Source organism: Pseudomonas sp. B21-053 (assembly GCF_026016365.1).
GTDB classification, from domain to species: domain Bacteria; phylum Pseudomonadota; class Gammaproteobacteria; order Pseudomonadales; family Pseudomonadaceae; genus Aquipseudomonas; species Aquipseudomonas nunensis.
Window position 1 is genome coordinate 1206568 of sequence record NZ_CP087205.1, and the last position, 19974, is coordinate 1226541.

The following is a 19974-nucleotide window of genomic DNA, read 5'->3' on the forward strand; positions in this document are numbered from 1 at the left end:
TCGACAGAGATGTTGAATGTGGAACCGAATTCGCGAGCAGGCTCGCTCCCACATTGGCTTGTGGATAACCCGTCAGAGCGGCGGCGTTTCCTGATTCGGCTTAGTCTTGTCGATCCCTGGCACGTGCAGGTTGCCTTCGGCCACTTGATCGCCTTCAAGCTGCGGCTGGGTCACCCAGGTCAGGATGTCGTAGTAGCGACGGATGTTCGCCACGAAGTGCACCGGCTCGCCGCCCCGGGCGTAGCCATAGCGGGTCTTGCTGAACCACTTCTTCTCGGAAAGCCGTGGCAGGATCTTCTTCACATCCAGCCATTTGTCCGGGTTCAACCCTTCCTTTGCCGCCAGCTTGCGCGCGTCATCCAGGTGACCGCTGCCGACGTTGTAGGCCGCCAGGGCAAACCAGGTGCGATCCGGTTCCTGGATCGACTCGTCCAGTTGATCCTTCATGTAAGCCAGGTACTTGGCGCCGCCCATGATGCTCTGCTTGGGATCGAGACGATTCGATACGCCCATGGCTTGCGCGGTGTTCTGGGTCAGCATCATCAGGCCGCGCACGCCGGTCTTGGACGTGACCGCCGGTTGCCACAGCGATTCCTGATAACCGATCGCCGCCAACAGGCGCCAGTCGACTTTCTCTTTCTTGGCGTAATTCTTGAAGTGCTGTTCGTATTTGGGCAGGCGTTGCTGCAAGTGCTGCGCGAAGGTGGTGGCGCCCATGTAGCCGAGGACATCGACGTGACCGTAATAACGGTCTTTCAAGCGTTGCAGGGTGCCGTTCTTCTGTACCTTGTCGAGGTAGGCATTGATCTCGTTGAGCAGGCTGTTGTCTTCCCCGGCGGCCACGGCCCAGCTCTGGTTGCTGGCGTCGCCGAGGTCGAACGCGACCTGGATGTTCGGGAAGTAGACCTGGTTCATCGCCACTTCGTTGGAGTCGACCAGGGTCAGGTCGATCTGGCCTTCGTCCACCATCCGCAGCAGGTCGACGACTTCAACCGCGTCAGACTCTTCGTACTCAATGCCGGGATATTTCTTTTTCAGCTCCGCCAGTTGTTCGGCGTGGGTGCTGCCCTTGAGCACCATGATCTTCTTGCCGACCAGGTCCCCGGCATCCGTTGGCCGTGACTGGCCGTTGCGGTAGATGACTTGCGGGGTGACTTCCAGGTAGGAGTGGGAAAACCGCACCTGCTTTTTGCGTTGCTCGCTGCTGACCAGACCGGCAGCAGCCAGCACCGGGCCGTTAGGCTTGCCCACCTGATTGAACAGGTCGTCGAGGTTGTCAGCCGTCTCGATTTTGAGTTCGACCCCCAGATCGTCGGCAAAGCGCTTCACCAGCTCGTATTCGAAGCCGGTTTCACCGTTGCGATCCTGAAAGTAGGTGGCGGGGCTGTTCCGGGTAATCACCCGCAGCACGCCATCCTCCTTTACGCGCTCCAGCGTGTTGGGTTTATCAACACAGCCACTGAGCATCAGGAAGAGTCCGGTTGCGATCAGCCATTTGGCGTACCGCGGACGCAAAGCCGTTGGGGAAAACATCTGCGCAGTATACGCAAAGGACCGCAAGCGCCATATCTCGACAGAGAAGGGCGAGTCTGCTAGAGAGTCGAAAACCCGTCCGGAGCCCGCAGGAATGGGCCGAAAGCGCATTTTGTGACAGAAAAAATAACCCCTGATAAGCACCCGTTCCGGCCTCCGATACCCGGCCCGACGTCCGGGTCATGCCGCCCGTACCGTTTCGGGTGATGTCGCGAGCTGTTTAGGCTAGAATGCACGGCCTCAAAGCACACCCCTTCCCGAGGCTGTCCCGAAGATGTTGATCCTGCGCGGCGCTCCTGCCCTTTCTGCCTTTCGCCACAGCAAACTCCTTGAGCAACTGAGCCAGAAAGTTTCGGCTGTCAGCGGCTTGTATGCTGAATTCGCTCACTTCGCCGAAGTCACCGGCGTCCTGACCGGCGACGAACAGCAGGTGCTTGCGCGCCTTCTGAAGTACGGCCCAAGTGTCCCGGTGCAAGAACCGACCGGACGTCTTTTCCTGGTGTTGCCGCGTTTCGGCACCATTTCGCCATGGTCCAGTAAAGCCAGCGATATCGCTCGCAACTGCGGCCTGAGCAAAATCCAGCGCCTGGAACGCGGCATCGCGTTCTACGTGGCTGGCCAGTTCAGCGACGCCGACGCGCAGCTGATTGCCGATGTGCTGCACGACCGCATGACCCAGATCGTATTGGGCAACCTCGAACAGGCTGCCGGCCTGTTCAGCCATGCCGAGCCCAAGCCCCTGACCGCGATCGACGTGTTGGGTGGCGGCCGCGCCGCGCTGGAAAAAGCCAACACCGAGCTGGGCCTGGCCCTGGCCGAAGACGAGATCGATTACCTGGTCAACGCCTTCGTCGGCTTGAAGCGCAACCCGCACGACATCGAACTGATGATGTTCGCCCAGGCGAACTCCGAGCACTGCCGTCACAAGATCTTCAACGCCAGTTGGGACATCGACGGCCAGAGCCAGGAAAAAAGCCTGTTCGGCATGATCAAGAACACCTACGTGATGCACAGCGAAGGCGTTCTGTCGGCTTATAAGGACAACGCTTCGGTAATCGTCGGCAACGTCGCCGGTCGTTTCTTCCCGGACCCTGAAACCCGCCAGTACGGCGCGGTGCAGGAACCGGTGCACATCCTGATGAAAGTCGAGACTCACAACCACCCGACCGCGATTGCCCCGTTCCCGGGCGCGTCCACCGGTTCCGGTGGCGAGATTCGCGACGAAGGCGCAACCGGTCGTGGCGCCAAGCCGAAGGCTGGCCTGACCGGTTTCACCGTCTCCAACCTGCAAATACCGGGCTTCGAACAGCCGTGGGAAGTGCCGTACGGCAAGCCTGAGCGCATCGTCACCGCGCTGGACATCATGATCGAAGGCCCACTGGGTGGCGCCGCGTTCAACAACGAGTTCGGTCGTCCAGCCCTGACCGGTTACTTCCGTACCTTCGAACAGTCGATCACCACCCCGCGTGGCGACGAAGTTCGCGGTTACCACAAGCCGATCATGCTGGCCGGCGGCATGGGTAACATCCGTGCCGAGCACGTACAGAAAGGCGAGATCACCGTCGGCTCCAAGCTGATCGTCCTCGGCGGCCCGGCGATGCTGATCGGCCTGGGCGGCGGCGCTGCTTCCTCCATGGCCACCGGCACAAGCTCGGCGGACCTGGACTTTGCATCCGTACAGCGCGAAAACCCTGAAATGGAACGCCGCTGCCAGGAAGTCATCGACCGTTGCTGGCAACTGGGTGAAAACAACCCGATCAGCTTCATCCACGACGTGGGTGCGGGCGGTCTGTCCAACGCCTTCCCGGAACTGGTCAACGACGGCAACCGTGGTGGCCGCTTCGAACTGCGCAACATTCCAAATGACGAGCCGGGCATGGCCCCGCACGAAATCTGGAGTAACGAATCCCAGGAACGCTACGTTCTGGCGGTTGGCCCGGCGGACTTCGAACGCTTCCAGGCGATCTGCGAACGTGAGCGCTGCCCGTTTGCCGTCGTCGGCGAAGCCACTGCCGAGCCGCAACTGACGGTCACCGACAGCCACTTCGGCAACAGCCCGGTGGACATGCCACTCGAAGTGCTGCTGGGCAAAGCCCCGCGCATGCACCGTTCGGCCGTTCGTGAAAACGAACTGGGCGACGACTTTGATCCGTCGACGCTGGACATTGCCGACTGCGTTGAACGCGTTCTGCATCACCCGGCTGTCGCGAGCAAAAGCTTCCTGATCACCATCGGCGACCGCACCATCACCGGCCTCGTGGCCCGTGACCAAATGGTCGGCCCGTGGCAGGTTCCGGTGGCCGACGTTGCCGTCACCGCCACCAGCTTCGATGTCTACACCGGTGAAGCCATGGCCATGGGCGAGCGCACTCCGCTGGCCTTGCTGGACGCTCCGGCGTCGGGCCGCATGGCCATCGGCGAAACCCTGACCAACATTGCCGCGTCGCGCATCAACAAGATCTCCGACATCAAACTGTCGGCGAACTGGATGTCCGCGGCCGGTCACCCGGGTGAAGACGCGCGTCTGTACGACACCGTGAAAGCGGTCGGCATGGAACTGTGCCCGGACTTGGGCATTACCATTCCGGTGGGCAAGGATTCGATGTCCATGGCCACGCGCTGGAACGACGAAGGCGTCGACAAGACTGTCACTTCGCCAATGTCCCTGATCGTGACCGGTTTCGCGCCAGTGGCTGACATCCGTCAGACCCTGACCCCGGAACTGCGCATGGACAAAGGCACCACCGACCTGATCCTGATCGACCTGGGCCGTGGCCAGAACCGCATGGGCGCCTCGATCCTGGCCCAGGTTCACGGCAAGCTCGGCTCGCAAGCGCCGGACGTCGATGATGCCGAAGACCTGAAAGCCTTCTTCGCCGTGATCCAGGGCCTCAACGCCGACGGTCACCTGCTGGCTTACCACGACCGTTCCGACGGTGGTTTGCTGACCAGCACCGTGGAAATGGCCTTCGCCGGTCACTGCGGTCTGAGCCTGAACCTCGATGGCCTGGCGGAAACTTCCGCCGACATCGCCGCGATCCTGTTCAACGAAGAACTCGGCGCGGTGATCCAGGTTCGCCAGGACGCTACTCCAGACATCCTCGCGCAATTCAGCGCGGCCGGTCTGGGTGACTGCGTGTCGGTGATCGGTCAGCCGATGAACAACGGCCAGATCAACATCACCTTCAACGGCGAAACCGTTTTCGAAGGCCAGCGTCGTCTGCTGCAACGTACCTGGGCTGAAACCAGCTACCAGATCCAGCGTCTGCGTGACAACGCCGACTGCGCCGAGCAAGAGTTCGACGTGCTGCTGGAAGAAGACAACCCGGGCCTGAGCGTCAAGCTGAGCTACGACGTCAACCAGGACGTCGCCGCGCCTTACATCAAGAAAAACATCCGGCCACAGGTTGCCGTACTGCGTGAGCAGGGCGTCAACGGTCAGGTGGAAATGGCTGCTGCCTTCGACCGCGCCGGTTTCAACGCGATCGACGTGCACATGAGCGACATTCTGGCCGGCCGTGTCGACCTGAACGACTTCAAGGGCATGGTCGCTTGCGGCGGTTTCTCCTACGGCGACGTACTGGGTGCCGGTGAAGGCTGGGCCAAATCCGCACTGTTCAACAGCCGTGCTCGCGATGCGTTCCAGGGCTTCTTCGAACGTAACGACAGCTTCACCCTCGGCGTGTGCAACGGTTGCCAGATGATGTCCAACCTGCACGAGCTGATCCCGGGCAGCGAGTTCTGGCCGCACTTCGTGCGCAACCGTTCCGAGCAGTTCGAAGCCCGCGTTGCGATGGTCCAGGTCCAGGAGTCGAACTCGATCTTCCTGCAAGGCATGGCCGGTTCGCGCATGCCGATCGCCATCGCTCACGGTGAAGGTCATGCCGAGTTCGCCAGCGAAGAAGCGTTGCTGGAAGCCGATCTGTCGGGTTGCGTGGCCATGCGTTTCGTCGACAACCACGGCAAGGTCACCGAGAAATACCCGGCCAACCCGAACGGCTCGCCGCGCGGGATCACCGGTTTGACCAGCCGCGACGGTCGCGTAACCATCATGATGCCGCACCCGGAACGTGTGTTCCGCGCCGTGCAGAACTCGTGGCGCTCGGAAGACTGGAATGAAGACGCACCTTGGATGCGTATGTTCCGTAATGCTCGCGTCTGGGTTAACTGATAGCTGTGTACAAGCTCTGCTTCTTTGTTCCGGCCAGTCATGTGGAACAGGTCAAAAGTGCCCTATTCGCCGCCGGTGGCGGACGGATCGGCGCTTACGATCACTGCGCATGGCAGGTGTTGGGCCTGGGCCAGTTTCGTCCACTGGATGGCAGCCAGCCGTTTATTGGCGAAGCGGGGCAGGTCGAGCAGGTTGAGGAATGGAAAGTAGAGCTGGTGGTGGCGGATGAGTTGATCGTGGCCGTGGTGGCTGCGTTGAAACTCAGTCACCCCTACGAGACGCCGGCTTATGAAGTGTGGCGGCTGGAGGATTTCTAATTCGCTTGCCGCTGAAACAAGAAACCCGCTGATGCAGATCAGCGGGTTTTTTGTTGCCCAGGATTTGTGGTGTCTGGGCTGGCCTCTTCGCGGGCAAGCCTCGCTCCTACAGGAGAAACACATTCCCATGTAGGAGCGAGGCTTGCCCGCGAAGACTGACTGAGTCACACCCGCGTAGTCACTGCCTGTCCGACCATTAAACATCGCCGCAAAGCCCTTGTTTAAAGACGCTCTAAGTAACTTCCCGAGACCTACAAATTCTTGCGCCGTTGCCTACGGCTACGCCAGAATCCGCCGGCTTGTGCGCCTTGGGGCTGCTCGGTAATTTGATTCCTGTCACTGCCCATCAGTGATCGGGTTTAGCAGCCCGTGTTTGTTAGTGAGGTGCATAACGCTCCCTTCAGTCAGGTCTTCATATCCCTGAACTTGATGGTGGCTGTGCGTGGGGCGTCCTTGGACGCGCCGGTTTGCTAACTTCCCGGTCTGCTAACCCGCGCACAGCCGCCACCCTTCGTTTAGCAGCGACGAGTGAACGGCTCCACCTCAGGAGTTAGTCATGTTCAAAGTAACACCCAACCCGCCTGGAACCGATTCAACAACGCCCAGCGACTTAGGTGAGCGCATCCCCTCATTCGCCGACATCAAAGCCACACCGCGCACACCCGGCACCCTATTTGCCGTAAACCCCGAAGCCACCCGCGAAACCCTGATGGTTTACCTTGTCGAGACCCTGGCCTCGGTCGACGTAATGGTCCATAACCTGGTAGACCTGCTGGACGGCAGTTCGCGCAATGCCCTGCTGGGCATATCAAACAGCGTGATGCTGGCGGAAATCACCGCGAATCGAGTGCTGGATCAGATCGACCCGCGCGAATAGACCCCGGTTACTGTGGCGAGGGGGCTTGCCCCCGTTGGACTGCGTAGCAGTCCCATTTGGAGGCGCTTCGCACCTCAACGGGGGCAAGCCCCCTCGCCACAGGTTTTGTGTGGATCAGACCTTCGCACTCAACTCACTACGCGTGGCGACTGCCACTACAACCGACCAGTTTTTGGCCGAATGGGACTGCTGCGCAATCTTGCAAGACTAACTGGAGACCCCGGATGGCAACGCCCAATAGTGGCCACGTCCTCTCATCTGCCTTGGACACCTTGGTCAAGAAACCTTTGAACCAGGCCGATGACGCTGCGCTGGTGAGTGCGGCTAAAGCTGTCTGGTATTCGAAGGATGATCTTGCGAGTGAAGTTGAAGCATTCCTGAGTCGTCACGCTGAGGAGGTCGAGGTTCGTCGTGCAGGCTATTTGCTTGAGCGGTTTACACGCTTTGCATGTGTTTCAGATAGCCGTGTATTAGAGACCTTCGGTGCTCTTAAACTTTTTTTGCGCTCGACGCCCAGATTGGAAGTGCGATCACAGGCAGTGGCTGTTCCGCTTCGCAAGCGACGAGATGAACTCGCGGTTTCTTGGGGGCTGAGTGAGGGGTTGGGTCTGAAAGCTCAGACGCTCATGCCTTTCCAGACTCGACATTACGAAGCTGAGCAGCATGTTACGTCTGCTTGAGTTTTAAGCTTTCAGTGTTTGTAAGGGCCTCTTCGCGAGCAAGCCTCGCTACTACAGGAGAAACGCCTTCCCATGTAGGAGCGAGGCTTGCCCGCGAAGGCGGACTAACAGGCGCTGAAGATCTAAACCTTGGCACTCACCTCACTACGATTAACCAACGCCTCCAACGCCCCACTCAAACTCGGCGCTTTGTCGCCAATCAACAGATGCCAGACGCCACCCTCTAGCTGGCTGACACCCTGGCAACCCAGCGCTTTCAAATCACATTCCGACAACGCCTTGCCATCCGCCAGATGCAAGCGAATCCGGGTCATGGCGATGCAGTCCATCTGCAGCACATTGTCGCCACCGCCCAACGCATTCAGCCACTGTTGCGCTTCTGGCAGCGCGACCGGTTTTGCTTCTTCGACAACAGCGGCGGGGCTGCTGATCACGGCGCGACCCAGCGCCGGCATTGCCAGGCGAATCTCATCGGCAATGCTGTCGGCCATCGGCCCGACCACCACTTGCAAACTCCCGCCCTTGCCCGGACGCACTACCGCCATCGCGCCCAGCGCTTTCAACTCGGCGTCGTTGGCCTTGTTGCGATCCACCATGTCCAGCCGCAACCGCGTGGTGCATGCACCCACGGTGATCAAGTTGGCAGCGCCGCCCAATGCCTTGATGTAGGCGCCGGCACGTTCATTCTCGGCGACCACGACCCTTTCACCAGAAACAACATCTTCACGCCCCGGCGTCTTGAGGTTGAAGCGACGAATACAGAAGTCGAACACCACGTAGTAGATCACTGCATACGCCAACCCCACCGGTACCACCAACCAGCCGTTGGTGGACTTGCCCCAGCCCAGCACCATGTCGATGAAGCCACCGGAGAAGGTAAAGCCGAGGTGGATGTTCAGCATATTGGTGACCGCCATCGACAGGCCGGTCAGCACGGCGTGCACCAGATACAACATCGGCGCGAGGAACATGAAAGCGAATTCAATCGGCTCGGTCACTCCGGTCAGGAACGAGGTCAGCGCCATCGACAGGAAGATCCCGCCCATGACTTTGCGCCGCTCCGGCAAGGCATTGCGGTACATCGCCAGGCACGCGGCGGGCAGGCCGAAGATCATCATCGGGAACATGCCGGTCATGAACTGGCCACCCTTCGGATCGCCGGCAAAGTAGCGCGACAGATCGCCGGTAACGATGGCGCCGGTCGTTGGATCGGTGAAGTTGCCGAACACAAACCACGCCATGTTGTTGAGGATGTGGTGCAGGCCGGTGACGATCAGCAGACGGTTGAACACGCCGAAGACGAAGGCGCCGAAGCTGCCACTTTCCATCATCAACGCGCCGAAACTGTTGATGCCTTGCTGGATCGGCGGCCAGATATAGCCAAAAACCAGGCCGAGGCCTACAGCCGCAAAACCGGTGACGATGGGCACAAAACGCCGGCCACCGAAGAAGGCCAAGTACTCCGGCAACTTGATGTCCTTGAAGCGGTTGTACAACGCGCCGGCCATCAAACCACTGACGATCCCGGCGAGCATGCCCATGTTGATGCTCGCATCCAGCACCTTGAGCGTGGAGATCATCACCAGATAACCAATGACCCCGGCGAGGCCTGCGGTGCCGTTGTTGTCCTTGGCGAACCCGACCGCGATGCCGATGGCGAAGATCATCGCCAGGTTGGCGAAGATCACCTGGCCGGCGTCGTGGATGATCGCGATGTTCAGCAGGTCGGTGTCGCCCAGGCGCAGCAACAGGCCGGCGATGGGCAGGATCGCGATCGGCAGCATCAGCGCGCGGCCGAGGCGCTGCAAGCCTTCGATAAAGTATTGGTACATGGCGGTTCTCCCTGTGTTCTTTTTGTTTTAGAGCTTGTTGTTCAGCTCAGAGGCCAATGTTGGTGACAGGCGTGACGCACCGCGCCGGCACTGCTCAACTTGAGCAGGTCCTGGCTGATGCGTCGGCATTCGCTCGCGTCGAGATGGCGGACGCGGTCCTTGATTTCACCGATCTGCACCGGGCTCACCGACAACTCTCGGACTCCCAGGCCAATCAGCACCGGCGTGGCCAATGGATCGGAGGCAAGTGCGCCGCACACCCCGACCCAACGGTTATGCACCGCCGCGCCGGCGCAGGTCTGGGCGATCAGTCGCAGCAGCGCCGGGTGCAGCGCATCGACCCGCGAGGCGAGCCCGGCGTGGTCGCGGTCCATGGCCAGGGTGTACTGGGACAAATCGTTGGTGCCGATGGACAGGAAGTCCGCGTGCTCGGCCAGTTGTTCGGCCAGCAGCGCGGCGGCCGGGACTTCGATCATCACTCCCAGCTCCGGGCGCTGGGTCAGTTCCAACTCGGCGCACAAGGCATCGAGGCGTTGGCGAATGTGCAACAGCTCATCGACTTCGGTGACCATCGGCAACAGGATCCGGCAGCGCGACAACGGGCAGACGTGCAGCAGCGCGCGCAGTTGCTGGTCGAGCAATTCCGGGCGCACCTGGGCCAGGCGAATGCCGCGCAGACCGAGCACCGGGTTGGCTTCGGTCGGCAGCGGCAGGTAGTCGAGTTGCTTGTCGCCGCCGACGTCGATGGTGCGGATGATCACCGATTTGTCGCCCATGGCATCAAGCACGGATTGGTAGGCGAGGCGCTGTTCCTGTTCGTCCGGCGCGGTGTTGCGGTCAACGAAGAGAAACTCGGTGCGCAGCAGGCCAACGCCATCGGCGCCATTGGCCAGCGCATCAGCCGCCTCAGCGCTGGAGGCGACATTGGCCGCGACTTCGATGTGCAAGCGATCAAGGGTTAGTGCCGGGGTATGCGCTTGTGCCTGTTTTTGGGCGCGGCGTTGTTGATGATCGAGTTGTGCCTGACGCACCTCTGCCAGACGTTCGGTGGTCGGCGTCAGTTCAAGCCGACCACCGTCGGCATCCAGCACCACCGCTTGGCCTTGCTCCTGATCCAGCAACGTCGAGCCCAATGCCACCAGGCACGGCAGGCCTTTGCCCCGCGCCAGAATCGCCACATGCGAGGTCGCGCCGCCCGCCGCCATGCACAACCCCGCGACACCGTGCTGGCTCAGTTGCAGCAAGTCGGACGGGGTCAGTTCATGGGCGGCGACGATGGCGCCGGCCGGAATATCGTAGTGCCAGGTTTCTCCGAGCAGGGCGCGTAGCACCCGTTGCTTGAGGTCGCGCAGATCGTTGGCACGCTCGGCCAGCAACGGACTGCCGAGTTGCTGGAGGACGTCGCACTGCACGTCGATGGATTGATTCCAGGCGTGAGTCGCGGCCATGCCCTTGTCGATGGATTGCGCCGCCGCGTCGAGCAGCGCCGGGTCTTCGAGCAGCGCCAAGTGCGCGGCGAAGATCGCTTCTTCATCTGTGTTCTTGTGCTTTCTGGCCTGGGTCAGCGTGTGGTCGATTTCGCTGCGCACCACGCTCAGCGCGGTGTCGAGGGCGTGCAGTTGTTGCTCGGGATCATGGTTGCCGGCATCCACTGGCAAACTGATCGCGTTCAAGCGAAACAGCGGCCCGGCGACCAGGCCGGGCGCCGCGCAAACTCCGTGCAACACACCCGCTTCGGCGGGGCGATGACGTTGGGCAATCAGGGTTGGCGCAGCGGCGTGAGTGTCTTCGGCCAGGGCGGTGGATAACGCCGTCAGCAATGCTTGCAGCGCCGCTTCCGCATCCGGGCCCTGGCTGCTGACCTGCACTTCTTCCTGCTCGCCAACCGCCAGGCTCATCAGCCCAATCAAACTGTCGCACGACGCCGATTTGCCAGCGAAATGCAGCTGCGACTTGCTCTTGAAACCTTGCGCGGTCTGGCGAATCAGCGCCGCCGGCCGAGCGTGCAAACCGCCGCGATGGGCGATGCGGACGTGGCCGTGAACTTCGTTGCCCGACAAATCGACTTCGACCTGAGCGCCATTAGCCAACCGCCGTACGATATGCAGCAGCGGATCGCCGACCTTCACCGATTTCAACGTGATCGGCCGCGCCTGGAAATCCTGGCTGTTGGTCAGGATCATCAAACTGACCAGGCTTTTGCATTGCTGCGCAACCTTGTCCAGGTCATAGCGCAGCAACGGTTGGCCGTTGGCGACGCGTGCGCCTTCCTTGACCAGCATCGAGAAACCTTCGCCCTGCAACTCGACGGTGTCGAGGCCCAGGTGCAGCAGCAATTCGGCACCGTTGTCGGCACGCAAGGTCACCGCGTGGCCAGTGCGGGCGACGTGCACCACCACGCCTGCGCAAGGGGCGTGGAGGGTGTCGTTCAGTGGATCGATAGCAATCCCGTCACCCATGGCGCCGCTGGCGAACACCGGGTCCGGGACTTTGGCGAGCGTGAGCACCGGGCCGCTGAGCGGGGCGCTGAGGGTCAGCTCTTTATTGTTGTTGTGCATGGCTCGGTACTCATCAGTAAACAATTCGGTTCAGTTCACTCGCCCCCCCGTAGGAGCTGTCGAGAGAATCGAGGCTGCGATCTTTTGATCTTGCTTTTAAAAACCAAAGTCGAAAGATCGCAGCCTCGTTTCACTCGTCAGCTCCTACGGGAATCCTTCAATCAATGGGTCCGGGTGACTTTGCTCAAATGCCGCGGCTGGTCCGGGTCCATGCCGCGGGCGACGGCCAGACCGGCGGCCATCACGTAGAAACTCTGGATCGCCAAAATCGGGTCGAGGGCCGGGTGCTCGGCGCGGGTCAAGGTCAGGTCGCGTTCGCTGACGTCATCCGGTGCGGCCAACAACACGCGAGCTCCGCGTTGGCGCATGTCCGCCGCCAGGCTCAGCAAACCGGCCTGCTCAGCGCCACGCGGGGCGAATACCAGCAGCGGGTATTGGTCGCCGATCAGCGCCATAGGGCCGTGGCGGACTTCGGCGCTGCTGAAAGCTTCGGCCTGGATCGCCGAGGTTTCCTTGAATTTCAGCGCGGCTTCCTGGGCGATGGCAAAACCGGCGCCACGGCCGATCACCATCAGCCGCTCGCAATCGCGCAGGGCCTCGATGGCCAGACTCCAATCCTGTTTCGCGGCATCGCGCAGACCTTCGGGCAGCGCGTTGCCGGCCTCGAGCAATTCCACGTCTTCCTTCCAGTGGGCGATCAATCGAGCGCTGGCGCTGAGGGTGGCGATAAAACTCTTGGTCGCCGCGACGCTGCTTTCGGTGCCGGCCAGCAGCGGCAGGCTGAATTCGCATGCCGCTTCCAGAGGCGAGTCGGCGGCGTTGACCATGGAAATGCTCAGGGCGCCGCGTTTGCGCAACAGACGCAGGCTGTTCACCAAGTCCGGGCTTTGCCCCGATTGCGAGAACGCAAACGCGACCTGGCCGCTGACCTTCAACGGGGCCTGTTGCATGGTCACCACCGACATCGGCAACGACGCCACCGGGATGCCCAGTTGCTGCATGGTCAGGTAGGCGAAATAACTGGCGGCATGGTCGGAGCTGCCACGGGCGACGGTCATCGCCACTTGCGGCGGCTGACGGCGCAGGCGTCCGGCAATCTCGATCATCTGCGGGTCGAGTTGCTGCAGTTGGGCTTCGACGGCCTCGAACGAGGACAGCGCCTCCTCAAGCATTTTTGAAGTCAATGTCTTCTCCTTCGACCATGACGGCGGTCAGTGTGAGTGAGCGATCCAGCCGCACGCAGTCGGCCCAGGCGCCGGGTTGCAGGCGCCCGCGTTCGGTAATGCCGAGGTAGTCGGCGGGGAATTGCGACAGGCGCTGCGAAGCCTCGGCGATCGGCAAACCGATCTTCACCAGGTTGCGCAGGGCCTGATCCATGGTCAGGGTGCTGCCCGCCAGCGTGCCGTCGGCCAGGCGCACACCGCCCAGGCATTTGGTCACGGTGTGGCTGCCGAGTTTGTATTCACCGTCGGGCATGCCGGCGGCAGCGGTGGAATCGGTGACGCAATACAGGCACGGGATCGAACGTAGGGCCACGCGCATGGCGCCGGGGTGCACGTGCAACAAATCCGGAATCAGTTCGGCATATTTGGCGTGAGCCAGCGCCGCGCCGACGATGCCGGGTTCGCGGTGATGCAGCGGGCTCATGGCGTTGTAGAGGTGGGTGAAACTGGTGGCGCCGGCGTCCAGCGCGGCCACGCCTTCCTCGTAACTGCCGAGGGTGTGGCCGATCTGCATGCGCACACCGCGAGCGCTGAGGGCGCGGATCAACGCGTCGTGGCCGGCGATTTCCGGAGCAATGGTGATCACGCGGATCGGTGCCAACGCCAGGTACGCTTCGACTTCAACCATCAACGCGGTGTGGGCGAAATTCGGTTGCGCGCCGAGTTTGCCGGGGTTGATGTACGGGCCTTCAAGGTGCACGCCGAGCACTCGGGCGCTGCCTGTCGGGCGTTGCTCGCAGAACTCGCCGACGGCTTTGAGCACGCTGGAAATCTCTTCGCTCGGCGCGGTCATGGTGGTGGCCAGCAGCGAGGTGGTGCCGAAACGCACGTGGGTTTTGGTGATGGTTTCGAAGGCCGTGGCGCCTTCCATGATGTCTTTGCCGCCGCCACCGTGAACGTGCAGGTCAATAAAACCCGGCAGCAGGTAAGGCAGGTCATTGTCGGCCGGATCGCAGGGCACGCCTTCGATGGACACGACTTTGCCGTGCTGGTGAATCAGCCGGCCGCGAACCCAGCCGTGGGCGGTGAGGATGTTGTCTTCGGACATGATCGGTTCTCGGTAGCTTGGTTAGCGACGAAGCTCTTTATCGACGAAGCTCTGCGACAAAGTCGTAGTAGTCGTTGCGGCAATAGGTGTCGGTGACTTCGATGGGCGTGTTGTCTTCCAGGTAGCCGACCCGGGTCATCAGCAACATGGCAGTGCCGGGGGCGATGCCGACCAGTGCGGCGAACTCATCCGAGGCGTTGATTGCCTGAATGTGCTGCAGCGCGCGGACAATCGGTTTGCCGATGCCATCGAGGTATTCGTAGAGGGAATCGCCCACCGCTTGCGGCTTGGGAATAATCGAGGCGGGCAGGGTGCTCATCTCGATCGCCATCACCGCGTCGTCGGCTTTGCGTAGGCGCTTGAGTCGCGCGACCTTGTCGTTGGGCGAGAGGCCGAGGCGGATCAGTTCTTCGTGGGTTGGCGGGGTAATTTCCCGCTCCAGCCACTGCGAGCCGGGAACGAAACCTTTCAGGCGGAGCATTTCGCTGAAACCGGAAAGGCGCGACAGCGGTTGTTCCAGTCGTGGCGTGATGAAGGTGCCGGAACCCTGGTTGCGGCGGATCAGGCCTTGATCGAACAGCACTTCCAGCGCTTTGCGGGCGGTGACGCGGGAAATGCCCAGCGACTCGCTGAGGCTGCGCTCCGACGGCATCGCTTGCTCGGCTTTCCATTGGCCGGCGTGGATCGCCGCTTCCAGGTTGCGCGCCAGTTGCAGGTACAGCGGCGTCGGCTGGGTGTCGTCAGGACGTAGGGCCTGGATGTCATTCATGTAGGGCGTTTCCGATGCGGATGTTGGATTGTTGTCGCTCGGTTGTAGGACGAAACCTAATACCACTTAAATACCATGTCAATGAGACCACTTTGCTCAAAGCGCAGGAAAACCGGGGCTTTCGGGGTGGTTGAATGGGGGTTGGCTTTAAGTGGTATTACGGGTGGGGGTTTTCAAAGCAAAGATCGCAGCCTGCGGCAGCGTCTACAGGTGGGAGTGGTATCAACCCTGTAGGCGCTGTCGCAGGCTGCGATCTTTTGATTTATTTTTTCGAAGGGCGACAGAAGGTAGCTGTAGGAACAGTCTACGCAGGACTCTGTGGCGAGGGAGCAAGCTCCCTCGCCACAGAAGCTCACTCGCCATCTGCAGGAAGGGTTAAGGCCGAATCTCGATCATCGTGCCATCCGGCACCAGTCCCCAGACCTCACGCATGTCCATGTTGCGCATGGCGATGCAGCCGTCGGTCCAGTCCAGGGTGTGGAACAGGTCTTCCGGGTAGTCGTAGGTGTCGGGGGTGCCGTGAATCATGATCATGCCGCCGGGATCGACGCCTTCACGGCGTGAGCGCGCCGAGTCGGTAATGTTCGGATACGAGATGTGCATGGCGAGGTTGAAGCGGTCACTGACCTTGCGCCAATCAACCCAGTAAAACCCCTCTGGCGTGCGCTTGTCGCCTTCCATCAGCTTCGTGCCCCGAGGATTTTTGCCCAGGGAAATGCGGTAGGTTCGCAGCGGTTTGCCGTCGGCGATCAGTTGCAGTTGATGGGCGGATTTAAGCACCAGCACTTTTTCAATGGGTTTGCCGTCCAGAGTGACCACGGTGGAAGCCTGGGACACCACGACGAACGACAGGCAAAACAAAGCAAGCAACCAGCGCATTGAAACGATATCCCTAGAGGTGTCGCGACTATTTATAAGTTATAGATGGTTTTGGATTAACTGACGCTTAAGTGATGGCGGCTTGAGCAAGCGGCGGAATCGACTCGGATCGCACCGGGTAGACCTCCGTCTGCCGGTCAGCGAAGAAGCATTCTAAGGTACGGCCCACCGTGCGGAAAGCCAGCTCGGACCAAGGGATGTCGGCTTCTTCGAACAACATGACTTCCAGGCTCTCGGGGCCGGCGGAAAAGTCCAGATCCACCAGTTCGGCGCGGAAGAACACATGCACCTGACTGATGTGCGGCACGTCGATCAGCGTATAGATGCTCAGGTTGCGTACCCGGGCGCAGGCTTCCTCGGCGGTTTCGCGCACGGCAGCCTGCTCGATGGTCTCGCCGTTTTCCATGAAACCGGCGGGCAGGGTCCAGTAGCCGAGTCGCGGCTCGATGGCGCGGCGGCACAGCAACACTTTCGAACCCCAAGTGGCGACGCAACCGGCGACGATATTGGGGTTCTGGTAGTGAATGGTCTGACAGCTGTCGCAGACAAATCGCAGGCGCGAATCGCCTTCGGGAATGCGCTGGGTGACCGGGTTACCGCACTGACTGCAAAATTTCATGCTTGGGTTCCTGGAGGCTGCGCCTATCTTGGCGTGCGGCGGTGTCAGTCGGCAAGTTGTCGTTTCGCGACATGGCGCAGTTCGGGGGTTGGGCGGTCGGTGTGATTGGTGCATGATGCAGGGTAAGGCACAGATCGAGAACACTCATGCTGGACGAGCTACTGCATCGGGTAAGCAACCACACGCCACGCACCCTTGAAACCGACAAGCGTTTCCCTGAGGCCGCCGTATTGGTGCCGATCACCCGCAGCGATGAACCGGAACTGGTTCTGACCCTGCGCGCCAGCGGGCTCTCGACCCATGGCGGCGAAGTCGCCTTCCCCGGCGGACGCCGCGACCCCGAAGACCCTGACCTGATCTTCACTGCCCTGCGCGAAGCCGAAGAAGAAATCGGCCTGCCGCCCGGTCTGGTGGAAGTGATCGGCCCGCTCAGCCCACTGATCTCCCTGCACGGCATCAAGGTCACGCCTTATGTCGGCGTCATTCCCGATTACGTTGAATACCTGGCCAACGATGCCGAAATCGCCGCCGTGTTCAGCGTGCCCCTGGAGTTCTTTCGCAAGGACCCGCGGGAACACACCCACCGCATCGATTACCAGGGCCGCAGTTGGTACGTGCCGAGTTATCGTTATGGCGAGTACAAGATCTGGGGTTTGACCGCGATTATGATCGTCGAGCTGATCAATCTGCTGTATGACGCCGACATCAGCCTGCATCATCCGCCCAAGAGTTTTATCAACACCTGAAGCCATCGTTCGAATGGCGTGAACCCGGCCTGAGCCTTGAGGACAACACGATGAAATACCGCCTGGGCGACGCCCGCGTCGAAACCCATCCACAGAGCTGGGTTGCACCCAATGCCGTGCTCGTGGGCAAGGTCAAACTGGAAGAGGGCGCCAATGTCTGGTTCAACGCCGTGTTGCGTGGCGACAACGAACTGATCCTGATCGGCAAGAACAGCAACGTCCAGGACGGCACCGTGATGCACACCGACATGGGCTACCCGCTGACCATCGGCACCGGCGTGACCATCGGCCACAACGCCATGCTTCATGGCTGCACAGTGGGCGACTACAGCCTGATCGGCATCAATGCGGTGATCCTCAACGGCGCGAAAATCGGCAAGAACTGCATCATCGGCGCCAATTCGCTGATCGGCGAAAACAAGGAAATTCCCGACGGTTCATTGGTCATGGGCTCGCCGGGCAAGGTCGTGCGCGAACTCACCGAGCCGCAGAAGAAAATGCTCGAAGCCAGCGCCGCCCACTATGTGCACAACTCGCAGCGCTATGCCCGCGACCTGGTCGAGCAGGAAGAATGAACGCTACTGAACGGCCGGTGCTATCGCCCTGTGTGAACATCTGCGCACTGGATGACGACGATATTTGCACCGGGTGCCAGCGTACGGTGGAAGAGATCACCCGCTGGAGCCGGATGGACAACGCCGAGCGCCGCAAGGTGCTGGAGTTGTGTCATGAGCGGGCGAAGTCGAGTGGGTTGATTTGGATGCTGGGCAAAACCCCTGACCTGTAGGAACTGTAGGAACTGGTAGGAGCTGTCGAGTGCAACGAGGCTGCGATCTTTTGATCTTGCTCCTAAAAAACACCATCAAAAGATCGCAGCCTCGTTGCACTCGTCAGCTCCTACGGTACTCTGTGCGCCAAATTTGACAGGTATCCATCGCCCCATGCTCTTCCTGATCGCCTACATCAGCAGCGTCGTGCTGATCAACTACGCCTTTTCCACCGCTCCGCACCTGGACATCATCTGGTCAGCCTGGGGCGGGCTGGTGTTTGTCCTGCGCGACATGGTGCAAACCCGCTTCGGCCACGGTGCTATCGCCGCGATGCTCGCGGCGCTGGTGTTGTCCTACGTGACGTCCGACCCGTCCATCGCCCTGGCCAGCGCTACTGCGTTTGCGATATCCGAGTGCATCGACTGGCTGGTGTTCAGCATCACCAAGCGCCCGTTGCACGATCGCCTGTGGATAAGTTCGGCGCTGAGTATTCCCCTCGACACCTTCATCTTTTTCGGCATGATCGACGCCTTCACCCCGGCCGTGATCCTCACCGCCATGGGCTCGAAGTTCGCCGGCGTAACGGTCGTCTGGCTGATCATGGCCTGGCGCCTGCGCAAACAGGCCGTCGCCAGCTGAAGCCAAACCCTGCGGTTCATGTAAAATGCCGCGCTTTCTCCCCATGGGAAGCGCGCCAAGCGTTGCGTCCCTCGATGATCCGCTTCTTTGAGGACCTTCAGATGACCCGTATCGGAACTCCATTGTCGCCCACCGCGACCCGCGTATTGATGTGTGGCTGTGGCGAGTTGGGCAAGGAAGTGGTGATCGAGCTGCAACGCTTGGGCGTTGAAGTGATCGCCGTGGATCGCTACGCCAACGCGCCGGCCATGCAAGTCGCCCATCGCAGCCATGTGATCAACATGCTCGACGGCGCTGCCCTGCGTGCGGTGATCGAAGCCGAGAAGCCGAACTTCATCGTGCCGGAAATCGAAGCCATCGCCACCGCGACCCTGGTTGAACTGGAAGCCGAAGGCTTCACCGTGATCCCGACCGCTCGCGCCACGCAGTTGACCATGAACCGCGAAGGTATCCGTCGCCTGGCCGCTGAAGAGCTGGACCTGCCGACCTCGCCGTACCACTTCGCCGACACCTTCGAGGACTACAGCAAAGCCGTTGAAGACCTGGGCTTCCCGTGTGTGGTCAAACCGGTCATGAGCTCCTCGGGCAAAGGCCAGAGCCTGCTGCGCAGCGTCGACGACGTGAAAACCGCGTGGGATTACGCCCAGGAAGGCGGCCGTGCCGGTAAAGGTCGGGTGATCATCGAAGGTTTTATCGATTTCGACTACGAAATCACCCTGCTGACCGTGCGCCACATTGGCGGCACCACGTTCTGTGCACCGGTCGGTCACCGTCAGGAGAAGGGCGACTACCAGGAATCCTGGCAGCCACAAGCCATGAGCCCGGTTGCCTTGGCTGAATCCGAGCGCGTCGCCAAAGCCGTGACCGAAGCCTTGGGTGGCCGTGGTCTGTTTGGCGTCGAGTTGTTCATCAAAGGTGATCAGGTGTGGTTCAGCGAAGTCTCGCCGCGCCCGCATGACACCGGCCTGGTGACCCTGATTTCTCAGGACCTGTCGCAATTCGCGCTGCACGCCCGGGCGATTCTGGGCCTGCCGATTCCGTTGATCCGTCAGGTCGGCCCTTCGGCGTCGGCGGTGATCCTGGTGGAAGGTCAGTCGACCCAAACCGCGTTCGCCAACCTGGGCGCCGCATTGAGCGAGCCGGACACGGCGTTGCGTCTGTTTGGTAAGCCTGAAGTGAATGGCCAGCGCCGGATGGGCGTGGCGTTGGCGCGGGATGAGTCGATTGAAGCGGCTCGTGCTAAAGCGACTCGTGCTTCTCAGGCTGTTGTTGTAGAGCTGTAAACCGAGGCGCGGCCTTCGCGGGCAAGCCTC

Annotated in this window: 17 protein-coding genes; 9 read left to right on the forward strand and 8 right to left on the reverse strand. The window is 61.0% G+C overall.

What is annotated here, in order from left to right:
- Positions 1 to 72: 72 nt before the first annotated feature.
- Positions 73 to 1533: a membrane-bound lytic murein transglycosylase MltF gene (gene mltF, locus LOY68_RS05455; protein WP_054054772.1), complete on the reverse strand. Its 1461-nt coding sequence runs from the start codon at positions 1531 to 1533 to the stop codon at positions 73 to 75.
- 274 nt (positions 1534 to 1807) lie between these two features.
- Here mltF and purL point away from each other — a divergent pair, with 274 nt between their 5' ends.
- From purL to LOY68_RS05475, 4 genes are all read left to right on the forward strand, one after another.
- Positions 1808 to 5704 (forward strand): phosphoribosylformylglycinamidine synthase, encoded by a 3897-nt coding sequence (gene purL / locus LOY68_RS05460; protein WP_163908619.1) that lies wholly within the window; start codon positions 1808 to 1810, stop codon positions 5702 to 5704.
- Positions 5705 to 5709: 5 nt separating this feature from the next.
- Positions 5710 to 6021: a YqfO family protein gene (locus LOY68_RS05465; RefSeq protein ID WP_265043475.1), complete on the forward strand. Its 312-nt coding sequence runs from the start codon at positions 5710 to 5712 to the stop codon at positions 6019 to 6021.
- 556 nt (positions 6022 to 6577) lie between these two features.
- Positions 6578 to 6898 carry a DUF6124 family protein gene (locus tag LOY68_RS05470; RefSeq protein ID WP_265043477.1) on the forward strand — a complete coding sequence of 107 codons (321 nt, stop codon included), beginning with the start codon at positions 6578 to 6580 and terminating at the stop codon, positions 6896 to 6898.
- 224 nt (positions 6899 to 7122) lie between these two features.
- Entirely contained in the window at positions 7123 to 7578 is a 456-nt protein-coding gene (locus LOY68_RS05475; protein WP_163908623.1) for a hypothetical protein, read from the forward strand.
- 122 nt (positions 7579 to 7700) lie between these two features.
- Here LOY68_RS05475 and nagE read toward each other — a convergent pair whose 3' ends face one another.
- The 7 genes from nagE to LOY68_RS05510 form a co-directional block, all read right to left on the reverse strand.
- A complete protein-coding gene (gene nagE, locus LOY68_RS05480; protein WP_265043481.1) occupies positions 7701 to 9410 on the reverse strand; it encodes an N-acetylglucosamine-specific PTS transporter subunit IIBC in 1710 nt (569 codons plus the stop codon).
- Between the two features lie 41 nt (positions 9411 to 9451).
- A complete protein-coding gene (gene ptsP, locus LOY68_RS05485; protein ID WP_265043482.1) occupies positions 9452 to 11968 on the reverse strand; it encodes a phosphoenolpyruvate--protein phosphotransferase in 2517 nt (838 codons plus the stop codon).
- A 161-nt stretch (positions 11969 to 12129) separates the two neighbouring features.
- Positions 12130 to 13152, reverse strand: coding sequence for an SIS domain-containing protein (locus LOY68_RS05490; protein WP_265043484.1), 1023 nt, complete (start codon positions 13150 to 13152; stop codon positions 12130 to 12132).
- Positions 13133 to 14239: an N-acetylglucosamine-6-phosphate deacetylase gene (nagA, locus tag LOY68_RS05495; protein WP_163908632.1), complete on the reverse strand. Its 1107-nt coding sequence runs from the start codon at positions 14237 to 14239 to the stop codon at positions 13133 to 13135. Before nagA ends, LOY68_RS05490 begins: the two co-directional genes overlap by 20 nt.
- A gap of 37 nt (positions 14240 to 14276) precedes the next feature.
- Positions 14277 to 15008, reverse strand: coding sequence for a GntR family transcriptional regulator (locus LOY68_RS05500; protein ID WP_265043487.1), 732 nt, complete (start codon positions 15006 to 15008; stop codon positions 14277 to 14279).
- A gap of 375 nt (positions 15009 to 15383) precedes the next feature.
- On the reverse strand, positions 15384 to 15887 hold the full coding sequence (locus LOY68_RS05505) for a L,D-transpeptidase family protein (protein ID WP_054054751.1): 504 nt from the start codon (positions 15885 to 15887) through the stop codon (positions 15384 to 15386).
- Between the two features lie 67 nt (positions 15888 to 15954).
- The gene (locus LOY68_RS05510) at positions 15955 to 16506 is read right to left on the reverse strand and encodes an NUDIX hydrolase (RefSeq protein WP_054054749.1); all 552 of its coding nucleotides are present in this window, start codon (positions 16504 to 16506) and stop codon (positions 15955 to 15957) included.
- Between the two features lie 146 nt (positions 16507 to 16652).
- On the opposite strand from LOY68_RS05510, the gene LOY68_RS05515 reads away from it, so the two are divergent.
- The 5 genes from LOY68_RS05515 to purT all read left to right on the forward strand — a co-directional run bounded on the left by LOY68_RS05515 (position 16653) and on the right by purT (position 19944).
- The gene (locus LOY68_RS05515) at positions 16653 to 17252 is read left to right on the forward strand and encodes a CoA pyrophosphatase (RefSeq protein ID WP_163908643.1); all 600 of its coding nucleotides are present in this window, start codon (positions 16653 to 16655) and stop codon (positions 17250 to 17252) included.
- Between the two features lie 50 nt (positions 17253 to 17302).
- Complete coding sequence (locus tag LOY68_RS05520) at positions 17303 to 17827, forward strand: gamma carbonic anhydrase family protein (protein ID WP_054616048.1); 525 nt, start codon at positions 17303 to 17305, stop codon at positions 17825 to 17827.
- Positions 17824 to 18039: a DUF1289 domain-containing protein gene (locus LOY68_RS05525; protein WP_054054743.1), complete on the forward strand. Its 216-nt coding sequence runs from the start codon at positions 17824 to 17826 to the stop codon at positions 18037 to 18039. Before LOY68_RS05520 ends, LOY68_RS05525 begins: the two co-directional genes overlap by 4 nt.
- A 154-nt stretch (positions 18040 to 18193) precedes the next feature.
- The gene (locus LOY68_RS05530; RefSeq protein WP_054054741.1) at positions 18194 to 18661 is read left to right on the forward strand and encodes a VUT family protein; all 468 of its coding nucleotides are present in this window, start codon (positions 18194 to 18196) and stop codon (positions 18659 to 18661) included.
- Between the two features lie 101 nt (positions 18662 to 18762).
- On the forward strand, positions 18763 to 19944 hold the full coding sequence (gene purT / locus LOY68_RS05535) for a formate-dependent phosphoribosylglycinamide formyltransferase (protein ID WP_265043492.1): 1182 nt from the start codon (positions 18763 to 18765) through the stop codon (positions 19942 to 19944).
- The last annotated feature ends 30 nt before the right edge of the window (positions 19945 to 19974 follow it).